Below are 22,874 nucleotides of genomic sequence, written 5' to 3' on the forward strand. Positions count from 1 at the left end.
ATGTGTAATACCGATAAAATCAATGAGGTAAGTTATGATTAAGTTTTTGTGTTCAGTTGTTTTAATTAGTAGTGCTTTGTTCTCTTTCGTTTTCACTCAGAATGATTCTTTCATTCCCGGAAAACAATGGAAAGACACTAATGGAGTGCATATCAATGCTCATGGTGGAGGCGTTGTTTTTGTTGATGGTGTTTATTATTGGTATGGAGAATATAAAACTGCCGGTCGTGGCGGAAATACATCTTTGCAAGGGGTAAGCTGTTATTCGTCTACCGATTTATACAATTGGAAAAATGAAGGCATTGTTTTGAGAGTTGAAACTGATCCTAATTCTGAGATAACAAAAGGCTGTGTAATAGAACGTCCCAAAGTTGTTTTCAATAAAAAAACAGGAAAGTATGTGATGTGGTTTCATTTGGAATTAAAAGGTCAGGGTTATGATGCTGCCAGAGCAGGTTTAGCCGTTAGTGATAATCCAAGAGGGCCTTTTAAATTTGAAAAATCATATAGACCCAATAAAGGAGTTTGGCCCATGAATTTTGATGCCAAATTCAAATCAGCAGTTATTGGAGAACATAAATTAAAATCATGGACTCCCGAATGGTTGACGGCAGTAAAAAACGGAATGTTGGTTCGAAGAGATTTCGAAAAAGGACAAATGTCTCGAGATATGACGGTGTATGTTGATGACAACGATAAAGCCTATTTAATACATGCTTCAGAAGATAATTTGACACTTCATATGTCAGAACTTACAGATGATTATTTAGATTTCACAGAAAAATGGATCAGAGTAGCACCCGCAGGTCATAATGAAGCACCTGCCATTTTTAAAAAAGACGGTATTTATTACATGATTACTTCAGGTTGTACGGGTTGGGATCCAAATGAGGCACGTTCGTTTCAGTCAAAATCAATTTGGGGACCGTGGAAACCTCTCGGAAATCCCTGTGTTGGAAAAGGGGCAGAGCTTACATTTCATTCGCAAAGTACCTATGTTTTACCAGTTGCCGGAAAAAAAGACCAATTCATATTTATGGCCGATCGATGGAAACCAAATAACCCGATTGATGGAAGTTATGTGTGGCTGCCTATACAATTTGATAAGCAAAAACCAGTCTTGAATTGGTTGGAAAGTTGGAGTTTAGATGTTTTTTAGAAAAAATAAAATAAAAAAATAGATGAAAAAAAGTATTGATTTATTTATGATGTTACTATTTGTTATTTGTTCTTGTTCTTCGGGAAGTTCTTCGGAAGTTGCTGAGGTAGAAGAACCAGATAATGTAGGGCAGTTGGCTACTTTGAAAACAAATGAAGCCGAAGAAATTGCTGCAAAACAAGCTGTAATTTGGGGTATGCTTGAAGATAATGGAGGAAGCAGTGTGGTTGAACGAGGTGTGTGTTATGGAATAACTGCAAATCCTAATTATGAAGGAACAAAAAAATTAGCGAGTGTTACTAAAGGTTCTGGAGAGTTTAAAGTAGAATTGACTAATCTGGAAGGAAGCACGGTTTATTATGCACGAGCCTATGTGGTGAACAAAAAAGGAGTGGCTTACGGTAATCAGGTGAGTTTTAAAACAGCCGACTTAGCTTCACCTTTATTGGTTTTGGGAACTATAAAAGTGGCTGGTGCACAAGATTTATTTTTGGATGTAATCTTAAAAGAGCATGGTGATTTAGCCATTCAGGAAATAGGTTTGGTTTACAATACAGCTACAAAACCAACCATAGCTGATAATAAAATAGCCAGAAGCAAGGTGGAAGACAAATTCAAAGAGCGTATTCGTAACTTAACACCAGAAACATTGTATTATGTTAGACCTTATGCAGTAACGCCAGGCGGAGTTTTATACGGAGAAGAATTTGTAATGAGTACTATTAAAAAAGGGAATTTTACTTATTCATTTAATCAAAATGGAGCCGATGCTGCAACGGTTACCAGAATAAAAGCGGCATTTGATTTGGCAACAACTTATTACAATAATTTTACTTCCATTGTAAAACATGTAACGGTAAATTATTCACCGGGAACACCTACTGCCGATGCTAATTTTAACGGTTGGATTAATGTGGGTTCTAATGCGGCTTATCAAAGGGCAGGAACAGCAATGCACGAAATGGCGCATACAGTGGGAGTGGGTCAACATTCAAAATATACTGAATTGATGAAAACTACCTGGCAAGGAAAACGAGCCAACGAAATTTTGCAAATGATGACAAATGATCCTGCTGCTTTGGTAAAAGGAGATGGAATGCACTTTTGGCCTTATGGAGTTAATGGAGCACATGAGGATGACGGAAGCGATTTTCTCTATATCATGAATGCTTTAATACTACAAGGGATGAAAGCTGACGGATTGCCTAGTAATTAGTATTCTTAGTATTTGTTTTAAAATTTTTTGAAGTTTGTTAACGAGAGTAACTACTATTTTAAACGAGAATGATCTTATGAAGTCACGTAAATTTAATTTTAGATTCTTTTTATTTATTCTTATATGTAGTTGTTTTATCAATGTGAATTTTTTAAATGCTCAAACTTTTGATAGGGTTGAAAAAGCAACAGGTTTAGACGGTTTAGAAAAAAATAATGGAGTGGCATTAGCAGATTTTGATGGAGATAATGATTTAGATTTATTTGTAGTAGCTAAAGCAAGAGATGAAGATGGTGTGGCTTCAAGTCATAGTAACTTATTTAGAAATAATAACGATGGTACTTTTACTAATGTAACCAATAGTTCAGGATTAGTTAATTTATTTCCATTAATAGAAACTGCTGAAACTTTTGAAGGATTGGCAGGGTATAAAAATGGAGCTTTTTGGGGGGATTATGATAATGATGGTTTTCCGGATTTGTTTTTAACACATACTTCTAAAGTACAACTTTTTCATAATCAAACAAACGGAACTTTCGTAGAGGTTACAGAACAAGCCGGATTTCAAAAACATAATGGTTGTTTAAATACAAGTGCAACCTGGTTTGATTATAATAATGATGGTTTTCTGGATATTTATATTAACGTTTGGTCAACCACTTGCAGTAATAAATTATATGTAAATAACAGGAATGGTACTTTTTCTGATGTGAGTAATATTTTCAAAGGAGCCGTTAATAAATTGTCTTATCAAAGTGTTCCTTTTGATTTTAATAATGATGGTTGGATGGATCTTTATATTGCAAATGATTATACAAATCAAAAGAATGATTTGTTTATTAATGATAAAGGCCAAGGATTTGATGAACAGGCAATTTTGTATGGTTTAGATCACGCTCAGGATGATATGGGAATTGCAGTTGGAGATTATAATAATGATGGTTTTTTTGATTTTTTTGTGTCTGCAATAGATCAAAATGCTTTATTTAGAAATACAGGGAATGGTAAATTTATAAATGAGGCAACCCAATTGGGAGTAAATAAATCCGGTTGGGCTTGGGATGTGAATTTTTCTGATTTTGATTTAGACGGAGATGAAGATTTATTTGTTGTCAACGGATTTATGTATGGTTCCTCTTCTACCGATAACAACAAGTATTTTGAAAATTTATTGTCAAACGGAGAGTATTCATTTAAAGATAGTTCTGGTGAAACTAAATTAGGAGAACTCAGTATAAGTGTAAGTCAAGCCGTATTTGATTATGATAATGATGGTGATTTGGATGTTTTGGTTACCAATAATGATAGAGCTTCATTTTTTTATGAAAATAAAAAGACTGATTTTACAAATCCCAGAACCGATTTACATTGGTTGAAAATAAATTTAGAAGGTACTGTCTCTAACAGAGATGCAATAGGAGCAAAAGTATCAGTAAAAACAAAGAATGGTCAATTTCACAGGTATAATTGTGGGTCAGGGTTTCTTTCGCACAGCTTAAAGGGTATTCATTTTGGTTTTGGCTCGGCCAATGAAATTGTCGAATTAAAAATAACTTGGCCTTCCGGCTTAGTTGAAACCTATCAAAATCTACAAATAGATAAAACAATTCGAGTAAAAGAGGGAGCCCGTTTTGAGGTTCTACCTATCGAGCCAACGAAGAAGATTCATGGTTGTATGGATAGCACTTCCTGCAATTTTAATCCCTATGCCACTATTAGTTCGGGAAGTTGTTTTCTTTTAGAATCTAAGACATTATCAGGTAGCATAAATGTTTTATACAATAGTGAAGAAATCTATACCTATCCTATTGATGCGTCTTCCACTACTTTTTGGGAAGTGTCGGGAGGTGAAATAGTAGAAGGAGGAACGGGTGGAATGATTAAAGTGCGTTGGGCAATGGCTAATCAGGGTGTAGTATCGGTAACGGAAAAAAGTAATAAGTGTTCTAGTGCAAAGGTATCATTGAATGTTAATTTGTCTTCGATTCCAATTGTTGATCCAAGTACTAAATTTTCTGTAGCTCGTCTTTGGAATGAAGCATTATTAGCAGCCATTCGAAAAGATTTTGCAAGACCAACAGTTCACGCCAGAAATTTATTTCATGCATCTGTAGCTATGTATGATGCTTGGGTAGTTTTTGATGATAAAGCCCAAACCTATTTATTGGGGAAAGAAGTTCATGGTTTTACAAGTGAATTTAAGGGATTTTCTTTTTCTGAAAATGTTATCGATGCCAGAAAAAAATCCATAAGTTATGCAGCATATCGATTATTGTCACATCGTTTCAGTATGTCTCCGGGAAGAGTAATTGCTCAGACTAATTTTGATGCTTTAATGAATAAATTGGGTTATGATATTACTAATACTTCTGTAGATTATTCAAACGGTGATGCCGCAGCTTTAGGGAATTATATTGCACAAACAGTTATAGATTATGGATTAGTTGACGGCTCAAATGAAGCTAATCAATATAAAAATATATTTTACCAACCAATAAATCAGACCTTGAATTTGTTGAATCCGGTTGAGTATCCTATTTCTTCTATTGATCCAAATAGATGGCAACCATTAAAATTTGATTCGTTTATAGATCAAAGCGGAAATTTAATACCTGGCTCCACTCCAAGTTTCTTGAGTCCAGAATGGGGAAATGTTTTCCCTTTTTCTCTTAAAGAATCCGATAAACATATTTTTGAAAAATCAGGTAATAATTATACTGTTTATCATGATCCGGGAGCACCACCAAGTTTGAGTTTGAACCAAAATAAATCCAGTGAAGCTTATAAATGGGGATTTTCAATGGTTACTAAATGGTCTTCGCATCTGGATCCAAAAGATGGTGTTCGTATAGATATTTCTCCAAAATCTTTAGGTAATATTGATTTATCAAAGTTGCCAAAAAATTATTTAGAATATCCTAATTTTTACAATACACTATCAGGAGGAGATATTGGGAAAGGTTATTCTGTTAATCCATTTACAAAACAGCCATACGCAGAACAAAAAGTGTTGAGGGGCGATTATACTAGGGTTTTGTCCGAATTTTGGGCAGACGGCCCAAATTCAGAAACTCCTCCAGGGCATTGGTTTTCTATCTTGAATTATGTAAGTGATAGTAAATATTTTAAAAAAAGGTTTAATGGAGTGGGTAATGTTTTAACTGATTTAGAATGGGATATTAAGACTTACTTTGTTTTAGGGGGAGCTATGCACGATTGTGCTATAACTGCTTGGGGAATAAAAGGATGGTATGATTACATCCGACCTATTTCGGCGATTCGTTATATGGCCTCAAAAGGACAAAGTTCAGATCCCAATTTACCTAATTATAATACAACTGGGATTCCATTAGAATCTGGTTTTATTGAGGTTATTCGAGAAGGAGACCCATTAATTGGAGCAAATAATGAAAATCTGGGTAAGATAAAATTATATAGTTGGAAAGGACATACCCAAATTAAAAATCCAAATGAAGACGTCGCTGGTAGTGGGTGGATTTTAGCCGAAAACTGGTGGCCTTATCAAAGACCGTCTTTTGTTACACCTCCTTTTGCAGGATATATTTCAGGACATTCAACTTATTCCAGAGCAGGAGCCGAAGTGATGACTTTATTGACTGGGAATCCTTATTTCCCGGGCGGTATGGGAGAGTTTGTAGCTCGTAAAAATGAGTTTTTGGTTTTTGAAGAAGGACCTTCTGAAGATGTAATATTGCAATGGGCTACTTATAGAGATGCTTCTGATCAGTGTAGTCTGTCGAGAATTTGGGGTGGGATTCATCCTCCGCAGGATGATATACCCGGGAGAATCATTGGCGAAAAAATTGCTAAAGAAGTTTTCGATTATTCGTTACTTTATTTTAATGGGCAAATTAGTGTAAATCAAAATGAGCAATTAGAAGTTTTGGCTTATCCTAATCCTGTATCTGATGAATTAACAATTAATGCAGGATTAAGAGAGAGTAATAAAAAGATTGCGCTTTATGATATGAGAGGAAAATTGATAATGAGTAAGAATACAATAGACATTGTATCAAAAATTAATATGGGAAAATTGCCTACGGGAGTATATTTATTGAATGTTTCAAATGGAGAAAAAAACAATCAGAAATTAATAATTAAAAAGTAATTATTCCCTTGCTGTGTGCAATTAGTTTTTGATGATAGTTTTTCCTCAGTTCGAATGAACCCGATTTTGGACGGGGATAGTATTGAGAACAAGAAAATTTTATTAAAAAAGGTTCTCAATGCATTTTTGTTCCGTTTAGGCAGCATAAGGAACATTTGAACAGATATTTAAATAATTACACCCAGTGTTACTATTAATTTAAAAAAGATTAATGACTTTTAAAATGAATGAATTTCATGCTTTTATAAAGACCAAATGATCAAATTATAATGTTTAGAAAAAAAACTTATTATGAAGCACATTTTTACATTATTGATTATTGTTTTTTCTGCAACATTATCGGCACAGACAAAACAAAACCATATTCCTGTTTCAAAATCAATTGTTGGAATTTGGCGGCTAATAGATGAAAGAACACTTGCTAATGGCGAATCTATAAAAATAGTAACAGGAGACTACAAAGTAATTAATGCTGATGGGACCTATTACACGTTTGTAACTTGGCCTAATCAAACAACAATTGCACAATATGGATCTTACGAAATAGAATCAGACAGCACATTAGTGGAACACATCATAGAGAATGTACTACACCCTCGTTTAAGTGGAAGAGATTCGCCCATCAAATACAGCCTGATAGATGAAAATACAATGAGAATAGCTTGGAGTTATAATTTTGATGGTAATGTTTGGATAAATGAAAAATGGATTCGTTTGCCTTTGGCTGTTCCAGCAAGAGCCAGCGGTGTAAAGCTTCTGCATCCTGGGACTCAAAAGCAGTAAAAAAACACTAAACCAAACAATATTTATCGCTTTATATATTATCTAAGTTATTAAACTTATCAAGCAGCGGAGTACAAAGAGAGTCTTTGAAATTTGAAAGAATTTTGGATTCATTTATACTTTGTTTCTTTATCTAGTGGCTTCATTTTAAAAACTGGTAGGAACTGGTATTGAAATTTGAATTTAATACATAGCTTTGAATTTCATGCTTTTAAAAAAGCAATTATAACTAGTATTCTAATTCATGTATTTAATGAAATCCTTTAAATTGTTTTTCTTCTTATTTTTGGCTGTACCAGGCTTTCTTTTTGGGGCAGATATCCAAATCGCAAATCTTAAGGTCGAGAATGCTGTAACTCCTATAGGTCTTGATGTGTCTCAGCCTGTTTTTAGTTGGCAAATGAAAACATCAAGTAAAAACAGAGGCTATTATCAAAATGCCTATCAAATTATTGTAACCAATAATCTGGGAGATGAGGTTTGGAATACAGGCAAAGTAAAAAGTGGAGTATCGATTAATATTAAATATAAAGGCGAAAACTTTAAGTCCACAACATTGTACTATTGGACAGTAAACGTTTGGGATCAAAAAGGGAAAAAATATTCTGCAAAATCGTGGTTTGAGACCGGTTTGCTGAACTCAAAAATGGTGACAAATTTGGATTCGGATAAAGAAACAACCGCTTGGTCTGGAGCAAAATGGATTGGAGGTAATGCTGATGGTATGGTTTTGTTTTCCCAATACCTTCCTGTTTTTGTTATCAATAGTACGATTCAGTTGGATGAAAAGTTACAATCGACCAAAGCATCTTTAGTGTATGGTGCTAACGATCAGCGTTTAATGGATAGAAATAAAAACCAATACAAACTGGAGAATAAGAATGGTGAAAGTTATATTCAGGTCGAATTAAATATGGCACCTTTAAATTCGGATGCAAATGCAAAGTTGAATATTTATCGGGTAGGCTATCATCCAAATGACAAAAAAGAAATTCCTTTTAAAAGTTTTTCTATTCCGAATTCGATTATTAATAAAGAAAACAAATACAATCTGCATACTATAAGTGTTCAAAGCTCTTTGGGAGTTACTAAAATTTATATCGATGGAAATTCAAAAGAAAATTTGGTAGCTAATCTCAATTTAAATCCATTAGGAGCCGGAGGCGATTTTATAGCTTTTCCTATTGTAGGCGACATTGGTTTTTCAGTACCTAAGGGAGAAAAAGCACAGTTTTCGAAAATTGAAATTAAAAATTACCGAAGTCCTTCGAATGTGATTTTTTCTGACAATGCTACTGCTTCAGGTATATTTTCGTCATTTAAAGAAGTAGCTATTGAAAATAATAGTTATGCCGTAACGGGAGGAAATAATGGAGCTTTTATTTTGGCGAATCCAAGTCAGAATTCTATGCCGATGCTGCGTACCGTTTTTGGAATCGATTCTCCTAAAATAAGTAAAGCCCGATTGTATGTCACGGCTCGTGGTATCTATGATATTTTTTTGAATGGAAAAAAAATAGGAGACGAATATTTTAATCCGGGATTAACACAATATAACAAAACCCATTTGTACCAAACTTATGATGTAACGGCAAATATCCAGCAAGGAAATAATGTATTGGGAACCATTCTTGGAGAAGGCTGGTGGAGTGGAGGCAGTACATTTGTGGGGGAAAATTGGAATTTTTTTGGTGATCGTCAATCGATGCTGGCAAAATTGGTAGTTACTTATGCCGATGGAACCGAAAAGATTATCACAACAAATCCGGAAACATGGATGTATTTTAATGACGGACCTGTAAAGTATAGCAGTTTTTTTCAAGGAGAAGTTTATGATGCCACAAAAGAAAAAGCAATTGAAGGATGGAATACCGCTGGATATGATGCTTCCCGTTGGCATCAGGCAGTAGCTATTGGAACAAATGGAGTTGTAAGTACAGAAGGAACGGCTAATTTACCCAACTTTAACAATTTTACGGATGCTCAATTAATAGGGCAGTTTGGAACGGTTAAAGCAATAAAAGAACTAACAGCTCAATCGGTTACAGAAGTTCGTCCGGGTGTATTTGTGTACGATATGGGACAAAATATGGTAGGTGTGCCCAAAATCATGTTGAACAATGTAGCAAAAGGAAAGACCATAATCTTGCGTTATGCCGAAGTTTTGTATCCCAATTTACCGGAATACAAAGGAAATGAAAATGTACTGATGCTTGAGAATGTCAGGGCAGCTATGTCACAAGATATTTATACAACTAATGGAGGTAGCGAAATCCTAACGCCACGATTTACATTTCACGGATACCGTTATGTAGAAATTACAGGAATAGATAAGCCGTTACCCTTAAGTGATGTTAAAGGAACGGTATTGAGTTCTATTCATCAATTGTCTTCTCATTACCAAACCTCAAATCCTTTGGTAAATAAATTATGGAAAAATATTACCTGGTCAATGAGAGGGAATTTTCTATCGATACCTACTGATTGTCCTCAGCGTAACGAACGTTTAGGATGGAGTGGGGATATTTCGGTTTTTTCCCGAACCGCAGTTCATTTAGCAGATGTGAAGCAATTTCTGAAAAGACATATGCTGGCGATGCGTGATATCCAACGAGAAGATGGACGTTTTCCAGATGTAGCTCCTATTGGTGTAGGATTTGGTGAAACCATGTGGGGAAGTGCTGGAATTACGGTTGTTTGGGAAAACTATTTGCAATATGGAGATCTGAGTTTGTTGGAAGAGCATTATGAAGCTATGAAAAGCTACGCCAATTATTTAATAGCCGATATCGATAAGCAAACGGGTGTTTTAAAAGAAAAAGAAAGAAATACCTGGGGTTCTCTAGGGGACTGGCTGAGTTTAGAAGATTCTAAAAACGAAAAAATATTATTTTGGGAAGCTTATTTTATTTATGATTTGGAGATTATGTCTAAGGTGGCAACGCTACTAGATAAAAAGAAAGATCAGGAATATTTTTCAGCATATTACAATCAGCGTAAAGATTTTTTCAATAAAACATATATTGATAAAACAACAGGAAAAACATCATTTAGAGGTAAGACTGTAGATACACAAACTTCGTATGTCTTGCCTTTTGCCTTTAACGTTTTAGATAAAGAAAATTCAGATTTGGCTATAAAGCAGTTTGTGAATTCGATACAAAGAGAAAACAAAACCGATCAGGGTGTTGTTTGTCCACCCTATTCATTAATGACTGGATTTATTGGTACGGCTTGGGTAAATAAAGCACTTTCGGATAATGGATATTCGAATGTTGCTTATCAATTATTACAAAACAAATCCTATCCTTCGTGGTTGTATCCTGTTACCCAGGGAGCTACAACTATTTGGGAACGATTAAATTCCTATACACATAAAGACGGATTTGGAGGAAATAATAATATGAATTCTTTTAATCATTATGCTTTTGGAGCAGTAGGAGCATGGATGTATAATTATTCGTTAGGGATTGTAAGAGATGACAATTCACCGGGATTTAAACATTTTATTTTAAAGCCAGAACCGGATACTAGCAGACAAATGACTTTTGCAAATGGATATTACGATTCGATGTACGGACGCATTGAAAGCAGTTGGGAAACAAAAAACGGTAAATATGAGTTCCGTTTTGTGGTGCCGGCAAATACCAACGCAACAGTTTATTTACCTGCTTTAAAACAAAGTGATGTAATGATAAATGGTAAAAAGAACGGAGTCAATTTTTTGAATATAGAGAATAAAAAAGCTGTTTTTGAATTAGAATCAGGAGAGTATAGTTTCAAAACAATTATAACCAATTAAAATAATTATCAAAAAAGGAATAATGAAAAAGATACAAATTACAACCTTTCTTTGTCTTATGATTTTAAGTATAAGTTGTTTAAAATAAAATAGCAATCGGTTGTGTAAATTATTGGTTTTGTTTTACATTTGTTAAAATAGGTTAACATCTTATGTAATTGGTCTTTTGTAAATGTGTTGTTATATTGTTTTTTAGCTACTTTTTATCCATCACGATTATATCTACCAAGGCATTAAGCAAATACTATTGAAAAAAATAAAGGTGTTTTTAAATTAGAATCCGGAGAATACATTTTCAAAATAACTATAAACTAAACCAAAAAATAATAATGAAAAAGATACAATTTATAGCATCCCTATTCTTATTTAGCTTGATAATGGGATGTGCTTCTGCTAAAAAAGAAACACTGGTAAGTAAGCAAAATTTTAATAGCGATTGGAAATTTTCTTTAGGTGAATCTTCTTCAGCAAATGCAGTAAGCTTTGATGACAGTTCATGGAGAAAATTAGATTTACCTCACGATTGGAGTATCGAAGGAAAATCAGAAAAAAATAATCCAAGTGGAGGTGAGAACGGATTTTTTCCAACAGGAACGGGATGGTATAGAAAAACATTTTCAATGCCTGCTCATTGGAAAAATCAAAAAGTAGCCATTTATTTTGAAGGCGTTTACATGAATGCGGAAGTTTTCGTTAATGGAAAATCAGTAGGAATACAACCTTATGGTTATACTTCTTTCGAATATGATTTAACGCCTTATTTGAATTTTGGACAACAAAACACTATTGCTGTGAAAGTGGATAATTCGAAACAAAAAAACAGCAGATGGTATAGTGGCTCCGGGATTTATCGTCATGTTTGGTTGAAAGTCAAAAATCCAATTCATATAAAAAACTGGGGAGTGGCTATCAGTACACCAGAAGTAACTAATGAGAAAGCAAAAGTTCAGATTAAAACTATTGTGAAAAATGAAACAACGAGTTCTCAAATTATTTTGCTTGCAACAAATATTACTAATAAAAAAGGAAGATCTGTAGCTAAAACTGATATTAAAATCGAATTGCAACCGAACGAAGAAAAAGAGGTAACTCAAAATTTAGCCGTTGAAAATCCTGCGTTGTGGTCGTTAGAGACACCTAATCTTTATGCTGCACATGTTAACATTAGACAGGGAAACAAAGATTTAGATGTAATTACGAAGAATTTCGGAATTAGAACAATTGAATTCAGTGCTGAAAATGGATTTTTATTAAACGGAAAAAAAATAGAATTAAATGGAGGTTGTGTGCATCATGATAATGGAGCGTTAGGTGCTGCCGCTTATGATCGCGCCGAAGAAAGAAGAGTAGAATTGTTAAAAGCCGCCGGATTCAATGCGCTAAGAACTTCGCATAATCCTCCTTCGGAAGCTTTTTTAGATGCTTGTGATCGATTAGGAATGTTAGTAATAGATGAGGCATTTGATGGTTGGAAAGTAAAGAAAACAACCTATGATTATGCCAGCAATTTTGACAAATGGTGGAAACACGATGTAGAATCGATGGTTTTGCGTGACAGAAATCATCCTTCTATAATTATGTGGAGTACTGGTAATGAAATTATTGAAAGAAAAGAACCCGCAGCGGTTGAAACAGCAAAGATGTTGGCTAATGCGGTGCGAAATATAGATCCAACACGTCCGGTAACATCGGCAATGACTACCTGGGATAAGTCATGGGAAATTTTTGATCCTTTAATGGCGGCACATGATGTGGCGGGTTATAATTATCAGTTGCACCACGCTGAATCTGATCATGAAAGAGTGCCTTCCCGAATTATTGTACAAACGGAATCTTATCCTAAAGATGCTTTTTCGAATTGGAATCTGGTTCAAAAACACAGTTATATTATAGGCGATTTTGTATGGACAGCGATGGATTATTTAGGCGAATCGGGCATTGGTCGTTATGTATACCCAGGTGAAACGACCGGGGAACCTTGGGAAGCAAATTTATATCCCTGGCACGGCGCTTATTGTGGGGATTTGGATGTAACAGGATGGAGAAAACCCATTTCTCATTATCGTAGTATGTTGTATAATAATAATGAAAAAATTTATATGGCAGTGCGTGAACCTAATCCGGATAGTGGAGCAATTAAGCTGACTACATGGGCAGTTTGGCCTACATGGGAAAGTTGGACTTGGCCGGGTCAGGAAGGAAAAAATATTGAGGTAGAAGTGTATTCGAAATATCCTAAAGTGAGACTTTACCTGAATGATAAACTTATGGGTGAAAAAGAAACAGGCTTAGCTCAGGAGTTTAAAGCAACTTTTGCAATTCCGTATGCTGCTGGCCAATTAAAAGCGGTAGGCATAGAAAATGATAAGGAAACAGAATCGGTTGTATTGCAAACAGCACAACAGGTAACTCAAATAAAATTGAAAGCGGATAGAAATGAAATAACTGCCGATGGACAGGATTTATCCTATATCAATATTGAACTTACAGATGAAAATGGTATTTTGAATCCAAATGCGGAAAACCAACTTACATTTGCTGTTTCGGGACCAGCTGTTATTGTAGCAGTTGATAATGCTAACTTAAAAGATACTGATTTATATGTTTCCAATACCCGAAAAGCATGGAAAGGAAAAGCAATGGTGATTGTTAAAAGTACTAAAGAAGCGGGAGAGATTGTAGTTAAAGTAAGTTCGCCTGACTTGAAGGATAGCACAATTAAAATCCTGTCAACCTATAAAAAGAAATAACCAAACCATTTGAATATGAATAAATCCAGTCTTTTGTTTCTAACTGTTTTTTTAAGTACTTTTTTGTTTGCACAAAAAAAAGAAAGCAATAGTGATGTATTTCAAATTGTAAATCCGGATTATAAACGGAGTCCTTATACCGGAATGACCAAACAACACTGGCGAGATGCAGCACAATATTTACTGGAAGGAGCGTTTACTTACATTCACTCACTAGATGACCCAATGAAATTCCCTAAACAGGAAGGAAAAAGTTATCCTGTAAATGAAAGTCAGATACCAACCGAAAAGTTAGAAGGACTTTGCAGAACCTTATTCATTGCTGCTCCTTTGTTAAAGGAAAATCCGGATTTAGTTATCAATAATATAAAAGTAGCCGATTATTACAGGCATCAGATAGCAGAATTAACGAATCCGTCATGCCCTTCTTATATTGAGCCACGACCTAAAAATGGAGGCCCAAATCAAAAATTAGTCGAATTTGGAGCATTGGCAGTTTCGATGATTATTAATCCGGAGGTTTTATGGAAACCTTTGCCACAAAACCAAAAAGATGCATTAGCTAAAATAATGCTCAGCTATGGTGATGGACCTACTGTAGATTCCAATTGGAAGTTTTTTAATGTTTTTGTGCTGAGTTTTTTTAAAGGACAAGGCTATGTTGTAAACGAAAAACTGTTGGTAGAATATCTGGAAAAATCACTGAAACATTATAGAGGAAACGGCTGGTATAATGACAGTCCTGCTTATGATTATTACAGCATGTGGGCTTTCCAGATGTATGGAATGATTTGGTCAGAGTATTTTGGTAAAAAACATTACCCTGAAATTGCAGCCCGATTTGAACAAAATTTCAGCGATTTAAAATATAGTTATCCTAATTTATTCAGTAAAAACGGAGAAATGATTATGTGGGGCAGAAGTATCAGTTATCGTACCGGTGCTATTGTTCCGTTTCCTTTGATGGGATTTCAAAATGATCCAAATACCAATTATGGCTGGATGCGACGAATTTCATCCGGAGTGATTAAGCAGTTTCTAACCCATCCTGATTTTATGGAGGATCGTGTGCCTACCCTTGGTTTTTATGGTGCTTTTGAGCCTGCAGTTCAAATTTATAGCTGTAGAGGAAGTGTTTACTGGATGGGAAAAGCCTTTTTAGGTTTGCTGGTTCCGGATAATAATCCGTTTTGGAATGCAAAAGAAAATAATGGTAATTGGGATACTCAATTCAAGAAAGGCGAAGTTTACAACCATTACCAGGGTGATTCCCAAATTTTAATTACCAATTATCCTGATAGTGGTGCTTCAGAAGTGCGAGCATGGTGTCATGAGAAAGTTAAAAGCGACTGGCAAAAATTTCGTTCCACAGAAAACTACAACAAATTATCGTATAATAGTGCTTTTCCCTGGCAAGCCGATGGTGAGAATGGGGAAGTAGCAATGAATTATGTTGTTAAAAATAAAGATAATAAGTGGGAAGCTTTTAGATTATACACTTTTAAAAAATTTGAAGATGATATCTATTACCGCAATGTAGTTTTAGAAACAGATGAAAATATTAAGTTTAACTTAGCCGATATTCCTCTTGCAAATGGTATTTTGAGAGTCGATAAAAACAATTCAGATAAATCCATTTCGATGCGTTTAGGACATTATGCCTTGCCGGTACTGGATAAAGAAATTGTGGTTACTAAAAAGAAAATAAAAAATTACGAAGTAACTATTATTGATAATGGTAAATACCAATTGGCGATGATTCCGATTTTAGGATGGGAAAAATCAGAAGTTGTACATGCTCAGGGATTGCATCCTGAAAGTAATAAAAGTTCTGTAATTGATGTTACCGCTACTACTAATCCGGAAAAAGGAGTTTCCAATATTTATGCTACTCTAATGCTTTGGAAAAAATCAGGAGAAAAATGGAAATCAAAGGAACTAATTCCTGTAAAGACCATAAAACCAACAAATAATGGCGTTACTATTCAGTTCAATAATGGAAAAGCGAAGCAGGTTGATTTTGACTAATTCTTTGGAAATAATCGATAAATAAGCTTTGTTTTATTCAATCTAGTGGCTTTATTTGAAAAACTGGTAGGTACTGGTATATATAACTGAGGTTTATTTCTATTTTTGCTCAACCAACTTAAATAAAAATAAACCATACTATATGTCAACTTCTGAAAATAATCTATCCAATTCCAATACTGCTGTTAACACTTCTTATGAGTTAACTAACAAAAATGGAGCAATACTTAAAGTAATTCCTTTTGGGGCTACTGTTACCTCATTAAAAATTCCGCTGAAAAACGGCAAAATTGTCGATGTAGTTTTAGGATTCGATACTGTAGAAGGTTATGAAAAATCTTTTCAATTAGATGGTTCTCCTTACATGGGAGCTACTGTGGGGCGTTATGCAGGAAGAATTAACGAAGGTAAATTTGAGTTAAATGGTAAAAAGTATCAATTAGCTATCAATAACGGTCCTAATTCTTTACATGGAGGAATAGAAAATTTCAGTAAAAAAACATGGAATGTTGATGCGGTAACCACTGGCGAAAATCCATCGATTACGTTGAGTTATGTTAGTGCTACTAACGAAGAGAATTATCCTGGAGAACTTTCAGTAAGTTTGACTTATACCTTATCTGAAGAAAACGAATTGATTCTCGAATACAAAGCAACTACTACCGAAGATACTATTATTAATTTAACGCATCACAGTTATTTTAATCTGGACGGACACCAATCGGATGTTTCCGGTCAGGACTTAGTTGTTCATGCGCAAAAAGTAGTAGAAACCAGAGAAGATTGTATCCCAACAGGAAATATTCTGGAAGTAGCTGATACGGTATTCGATTATAGAACGGCTAAAAAATGTCCTAAAAGTATCGACAACACTTTTGTAGTGGAGAATAATAATGAAGTAAAAGCTACCCTTTTTAGTCCACTTACTAATTTAAAAATGGATGTGTACACAGATCAGCCAGGTGTTCATATTTATGTGGGCGGAAATTGCGGTCCTGATTTAAAAGGAAAAGAAAATACAACTTATCATGCTTTAAGCGGAATTTGTTTTGAAACTCAAAATTTCCCCGATGCACCAAATCACGCTAATTTTCCAAATGCCATTTTGAAGAAAAATGATATTTATACTCAAAAAACTACTTATAAATTCGAAGCACTATAAAAAGTGAATTTTTAAATAAAAAAAATCAACACCATTTCAATTTCTAACCAATGAATGATATTTTAATTAATAAAACAACCAGCTATTTTAAGGAAACTTTTGGTTCTGAACCAACTAAAATAGTGCTTTCTCCAGGTAGAATCAACATCATCGGAGAACATATCGATTATAATGATGGGTATGTTTTGCCTGCTGCTATCGATAAGATTATCTGTTTTGCTTTTGCAAAAAACAATACTAATACTTCTAAAGTAATTGCTTTAGACTTGAATGATTCTTTCGAGATTGATGTTACGGCTGAGGTGAAATTAGATGAGAATGATTGGACAAATTACATTAGAGGTGTAATCAATCAGTTAAAAATCAACGGGTTTCAACTGGAAGGGGTAAACTGCGTTTTTAGCAGTAACATTCCGGTAGGTTCGGGATTGTCTTCTTCTGCAGCTTTAGAATGTGGATTCTTATTTGGGATGAACGATATATTCAATTTAAATATCAAGCCAATCGATATTGCTTTGTTAGGACAAAAAGCCGAACATTGGGTAGGAATCAAATGCGGAATTATGGACCAGTTCTCAAGTGTAATGGGAGTTGAAGATAAAGTAATTAAGATTGATTGCCGTACTTTAGAATATACCTATCACGACGCTAATTTTGTTGATTATTCATTGATTTTATTTGATTCGAATGTGAAGCACTCGTTGATGACTTCGGCTTATAACGAAAGAAGACAGCAATGTGAGGAAGGAATTGCGATTGTAAAAGCAAATTTTCCGGAAATAAAAAGCTTTAGAGATTGTACGGAACAAACGATAATTGATTTAAAAGACAAAATGAGTCATGACGTTTTTAGACGTTCTCTATTTGTGGTAAAAGAAATTAACCGTGTGATTCAGGCTTGTGAAGCTTTAGACAATGGAAAAATTGAATTGTTAGGCGAACTGATGTTTGCTACTCATGACGGATTGTCTAAAGATTATGAAGTAAGCTGCGAAGAGCTGGATTTATTAGTAGATTTAGCAAAAGAAGAAACGGCTGTTATTGGTTCCAGATTAATGGGTGGCGGTTTTGGAGGCTGTACTATCAACCTGGTAAAGAAAGGGCATGAACAACAAATTAAAGATAAATTCTCAAAATTATATAACGAAGCTTTCGGAATCGAATTGAAAATTTATGACGTTAAAGTAAGTAACGGAACATCACTATACACTAAATAATGACCATGAGAAAGTTTGATATTAATGAAGATCCGCACAGAAGATACAATCCTTTAATTAATGAATGGGTACTGGTTTCACCGCACCGTTCAAAAAGGCCTTGGCAAGGACAAAAAGAAGCCGTAAATACGGTTGGATTACCACAATATGATCCGGAATGTTATTTATGTGCCGGAAATGTTCGTATGAATGGTGAAAAAAATCCAGATTACAAAGAGAGTTTTGTTTTCGAAAATGATTTTGCTGCATTAAAACAAGAACCTATAGATTTTGTTGGAAACGAAGAAGGAAGTTTCTTTAAAGCACAACCGGAAAGAGGAATCTCCAGAGTAGTTTGCTTTTCGCCAAGACACGATTTGACTTTACCGGAAATGGATGTGGATGGTATTGTGAATATTATTCATACCTGGCAAAAAGAATACACTGATTTAGGTGCTATTGATTACATCAATCACGTACAAATTTTTGAAAATAAAGGAAGTGTAATGGGATGTAGTAATCCGCATCCACACGGACAAATCTGGGCTCAGTCTTCATTGCCAACACAGGTTCAAAAAACGCAAGATAGCCTGAAAGCCTATTTTGACAAAAACGGAACTAATCTTTTACAGGATTATCTTAAAGAAGAATTAAAAGTAAAAGACCGCATTGTTGTAGAAAACGATCATTTTGCAGCTATTGTACCTTTCTGGGCAATCTGGCCTTTCGAAACCATGATTGTCAGCAAACGCCATATTACTAAAATCACTGATTTTACCGAAGATGAGGTCGCTGCTTTTGCGGTTATTTTGAAAAAATTAACTACAAAATACGACAATCTTTTCGAAACATCATTCCCTTATTCTTCAGGAATTCATCAGGCTCCAACAGATGGTGAAGCGCATCCGGAATGGCAATTTCACATGCATTTTTATCCACCATTGTTGCGTTCGGCTTCAGTGAAAAAATTCATGGTAGGTTACGAAATGATGGGAGAATCTCAAAGAGATATTACACCGGAGAAAAGTGCTGAAATGTTGAGAAACTTATCTGAGGTACATTACAAACAAAAATAACTAAATTATGAAAATACTTGTTACGGGAGGTTTAGGTTTCATAGGTTCGCATACTGTAGTCGAATTGCAAAATGAAGGTTTTGAGGTGGTTGTTATTGATAATTTATCCAATTCATCGGAAGATGTTTTAAAAGGAATAGAAGCTATAACAGGGAAAAAACCACTTTTTGAAAAACTGGATTTAAGAGAAAAATCAGTAGTTCAGGATTTTTTCAAACGCCATTCGGATGTTAATGGAGTAATTCATTTTGCAGCTTCTAAGGCAGTGGGAGAAAGTGTTGGAAACCCTTTGTTGTATTACGAAAACAATATTAATTCCCTAGTGTATTTGCTTCAGGAATTAGAGAAAAAGGAAAGTGCTAACTTTATTTTTAGTTCTTCTTGTACGGTTTATGGTCAGGCCGAAACAATGCCTATCAATGAAAATTCGGCAGTTCAGACTGCAATGTCTCCTTATGGAAATACCAAACAAATAGGAGAGGAAATCATCACTGATGTAGCTAAAGTGAGTGGTATTAACGCTATTTTATTGCGTTATTTTAACCCTATTGGAGCGCATCCATCTGTTGAAATTGGTGAATTGCCCATTGGTGTTCCACAAAATTTAGTGCCATTTATTACGCAAACAGGAATTGGTTTGCGCAAAGAATTATTGGTTTATGGTAATGATTATCCAACATCGGACGGAACTTGTATCCGCGATTATATTCATGTAGTAGATTTGGCGAAAGCCCATGTTATTGCTCTACAACGCTTATTGAATAAAAAGAACGAAGAAAAAGTAGAAACTTTCAATCTGGGAACAGGAGTAGGAAGTACAGTACTGGAAGTGATTCATGCTTTCGAAAAAGCAAGCGGTCAAAAATTAGCCTATAGAATTGTTGACAGAAGAGAAGGAGATATTACTTCGGCTTACGCCAATACTGATAAAGCGAATAATGTACTGGGCTGGAAAACTCAGTTAACGCTGGAGGAAGCAATGGAAAGCGCCTGGAAATGGGAACAAAAAATTAGAAGCTAATTATTTAGCGATCAAATCAATTAATAACTTTTTAAATAAAAACTATGAGCTCAGGTCTCGGATTTGCTGATTATGCAGTATTTATTACCTACTTTTTAGTAGTATCAATCTACGGATATATTATCTATCGCAAACGCGAAAAAAACGAACACGATGCTAAGGCGTATTTCTTAGCCGAAGGAACTTTAACCTGGTGGGCTATTGGAGCATCATTAATTGCTTCTAATATTTCTGCTGAACAGTTTATTGGAATGAGTGGTGAAGGTTTCTTCTTAGGAATTGCTGTTGCCGCTTATGAATGGGTTGCTGCTATTGCGTTAATTATAGTAGCTGTTTGGTTTATTCCTGTTTATCTTAAAAATAAGATTTACACTATGCCGCAATTCTTAAAAACCAGATACAACGATACAACAGCGTTAATTATGGCTGTTTTCTGGTTGTTTTTGTATGTTTTTGTAAACTTAACTTCTATTTTATATCTGGGAGCGGTTGCTATTAACGGACTGGCAGGAGGAGAATATCTTCATATCATCATGTTAGCACTAGCTGTTTTTGCTTTGATTATCTCTCTTGGAGGTATGAAAGTAGTGGCTTATACGGATGTTATTCAGGTGGCAGTTTTGATTATTGGAGGTTTGGTAACTTCTTATATTGCTTTGACAACTGTAGGACGTTATTTTGGTGTTGGTGAAGATGCTATTGCCGGATTTAATGTTTTGATGGAAAAAGCACCGGAACATTTCAAAATGATTATTCCAAGACCGGACGCTAATTCTACTCAGTTAGAAATTGATAAATACCTGACTTTCCCGGGAATGCTGTCTTATTTAGCAGGTATCTGGATTATCAACCTGAACTATTGGGGATGTAATCAGTACATCACACAAAGAGCTTTAGGAGCAGATTTACAAACGGCTCGTACAGGAATTTTGTTTGCTGGTATGCTAAAATTATTAATGCCTGTAATTGTAATGTTACCAGGTATTGCTGCTTACGTTTTATATGAAGGAGGACATTTGCCACAATTAGTAGGTGGAAAAGACGGAGCTTATTCAGCGATGTTGACTTTCTTGCCAACAGGTTTAAAAGGATTATCCGTAGCGGCATTGACTGCTGCAATTGTAGCTTCGTTAGCAGGTAAAGTAAATAGTATTTCAACTATTTATACTTTAGACGTTCATAAAAAATACATTCAAAGAGAAGCTTCAGACAGAGCTCAGGTAAATATTGGTCGTTATGCCGTTTTTGCTTCAATGGTTCTTGCAGTATTGTTCACGTGGAATGACGTTTTAGGAATTGGTGGAGTAGGAGGATTTACTTATATCCAGAAATACACCGGATTTATCAGTCCGGGAGTTTTTGCAATGTTCTTTTTAGGGATGTTCTGGAAGAGAACTACAGGAACAGCTGCTATTGTGGGTGTAATTGCAGGTTTCTTACTATCTGTTTTATTTAACGAATTTGCACCGGCAATGTTTGGAAACGAGACATTATTATATACAGCCTGGCCAAATGGTAAAGGTGGTTTCGAAATTCCGTTCCACATCTGTATGGGATTATCATTCTTCTTTACAATGTTGTTGATGATTGCCATCAGTTTTGCAGGACCAAAAGTAAATCCAAAAGCATTCGAATTAGATACTGAAATGTTTAAGGTAAAACCTCAAACTACAGTGTTAATCATTATTACGTTATTAATTATCGCTGCTTTATACGTGAAGTTCTGGTAATAAATAATAAGTCTTTAAATTAAAAAATGTGAAATCAAAGCAATTTGGTTTCACATTTTTTTGCAATAAATTTCAGGAGCTATTTCTCGCTCCCGAGACTTCGGGACGTTTCAATCTTTTATGCCTCCCGAAGGCTCGGGACCAGCATAAAAGGATTTCTTCCGAAACTTCGGAACTATCGGGGCTTAGTGTTATAGTTGTTTAAGTAAAGTTTTGTTTGTCACTTCGAGTGATTTTAAATGATAATGCGATAGCTTTATTGTTTAAAATTGTATCGAGAAGCTTTGTTTTAGCTATTGTTGTTGATATTGGCTTGGTTTTTTTGTGCTTTTCTAATAAAAAACCTTTAGCGAATCTCCATGTTTTTCTTCGTGCATCTGTGCGAAACCTTTAATTAATAACTCTAAAATCCTACAAAACTAAAATTTGCTAAAAATTAAAAAACTTGTTTTCAGTGAGTTGTAAAAAAGATTAAAAATAAGTGATAGAAAAGTATTGTTTAACGGTATAGAGTGACTACTTTTGCACCCGCAACAACGCAGACGTTCTTTTAAATACTGACAAACACTTTAAATTAAACAGAAGAATTATTTTCTAAAAAAGGTTTAAAAAAGTTTGTGAGATTTAAAAACAGATGTTACATTTGCACCCCGCAAAACGCGCAAGTTATTTGAAATACCGTCAGGAGAAATTAAGATTTAAGCTTTGAGAGAAGAATAAAAAAAATTTTAAATTTTTCTTGCCAGTAAAGAAAAGATTTGTACTTTTGCACCCGCTTTGAGAAACAAGCGCAAAACAAAAAGACACGTTCCTAGACATATT

Annotated in this window: 12 protein-coding genes; all 12 read left to right on the forward strand. The window is 34.8% G+C overall.

Going from position 1 to position 22,874, the window contains the following annotated elements; genetic code table 11:
* Positions 1 to 34: 34 nt before the first annotated feature.
* The 12 genes from BUB89_RS06065 (at position 35) to BUB89_RS06120 (ending at position 22,052) form a co-directional block, all read left to right on the forward strand.
* The gene (locus tag BUB89_RS06065) at positions 35 to 1,159 is read left to right on the forward strand and encodes a glycoside hydrolase family 43 protein (protein ID WP_073242936.1); all 1,125 of its coding nucleotides are present in this window, start codon (positions 35 to 37) and stop codon (positions 1,157 to 1,159) included.
* A gap of 22 nt (positions 1,160 to 1,181) precedes the next feature.
* Entirely contained in the window at positions 1,182 to 2,375 is a 1,194-nt protein-coding gene (locus BUB89_RS06070) for a hypothetical protein (protein ID WP_073242938.1), read from the forward strand.
* Positions 2,376 to 2,517: 142 nt separating this feature from the next.
* A complete protein-coding gene (locus BUB89_RS06075; RefSeq protein WP_234982544.1) occupies positions 2,518 to 6,504 on the forward strand; it encodes an FG-GAP-like repeat-containing protein in 3,987 nt (1,328 codons plus the stop codon).
* Between the two features lie 291 nt (positions 6,505 to 6,795).
* On the forward strand, positions 6,796 to 7,287 hold the full coding sequence (locus BUB89_RS06080) for a DUF4488 domain-containing protein (RefSeq protein ID WP_073242940.1): 492 nt from the start codon (positions 6,796 to 6,798) through the stop codon (positions 7,285 to 7,287).
* A gap of 253 nt (positions 7,288 to 7,540) precedes the next feature.
* Positions 7,541 to 11,089 (forward strand): alpha-L-rhamnosidase, encoded by a 3,549-nt coding sequence (locus BUB89_RS06085; RefSeq protein ID WP_073243070.1) that lies wholly within the window; start codon positions 7,541 to 7,543, stop codon positions 11,087 to 11,089.
* Positions 11,090 to 11,418: 329 nt separating this feature from the next.
* Positions 11,419 to 13,839 carry a glycoside hydrolase family 2 TIM barrel-domain containing protein gene (locus BUB89_RS06090; protein WP_073242942.1) on the forward strand — a complete coding sequence of 807 codons (2,421 nt, stop codon included), beginning with the start codon at positions 11,419 to 11,421 and terminating at the stop codon, positions 13,837 to 13,839.
* 15 nt (positions 13,840 to 13,854) lie between these two features.
* Entirely contained in the window at positions 13,855 to 15,867 is a 2,013-nt protein-coding gene (locus tag BUB89_RS06095; RefSeq protein WP_073242944.1) for a DUF2264 domain-containing protein, read from the forward strand.
* A 142-nt stretch (positions 15,868 to 16,009) separates the two neighbouring features.
* Positions 16,010 to 17,029: an aldose epimerase family protein gene (locus BUB89_RS06100; RefSeq protein WP_073242946.1), complete on the forward strand. Its 1,020-nt coding sequence runs from the start codon at positions 16,010 to 16,012 to the stop codon at positions 17,027 to 17,029.
* A 50-nt stretch (positions 17,030 to 17,079) separates the two neighbouring features.
* Entirely contained in the window at positions 17,080 to 18,246 is a 1,167-nt protein-coding gene (gene galK / locus BUB89_RS06105) for a galactokinase (protein ID WP_073242948.1), read from the forward strand.
* Between the two features lie 5 nt (positions 18,247 to 18,251).
* Positions 18,252 to 19,301 (forward strand): UDP-glucose--hexose-1-phosphate uridylyltransferase, encoded by a 1,050-nt coding sequence (locus tag BUB89_RS06110; protein WP_073243072.1) that lies wholly within the window; start codon positions 18,252 to 18,254, stop codon positions 19,299 to 19,301.
* A 7-nt stretch (positions 19,302 to 19,308) separates the two neighbouring features.
* Entirely contained in the window at positions 19,309 to 20,322 is a 1,014-nt protein-coding gene (gene galE, locus BUB89_RS06115; protein ID WP_073242950.1) for a UDP-glucose 4-epimerase GalE, read from the forward strand.
* 44 nt (positions 20,323 to 20,366) lie between these two features.
* A complete protein-coding gene (locus BUB89_RS06120; protein ID WP_073242952.1) occupies positions 20,367 to 22,052 on the forward strand; it encodes a sodium/sugar symporter in 1,686 nt (561 codons plus the stop codon).
* The last annotated feature ends 822 nt before the right edge of the window (positions 22,053 to 22,874 follow it).

Source organism: Flavobacterium flevense (assembly GCF_900142775.1).
GTDB lineage: Bacteria > Bacteroidota > Bacteroidia > Flavobacteriales > Flavobacteriaceae > Flavobacterium > Flavobacterium flevense.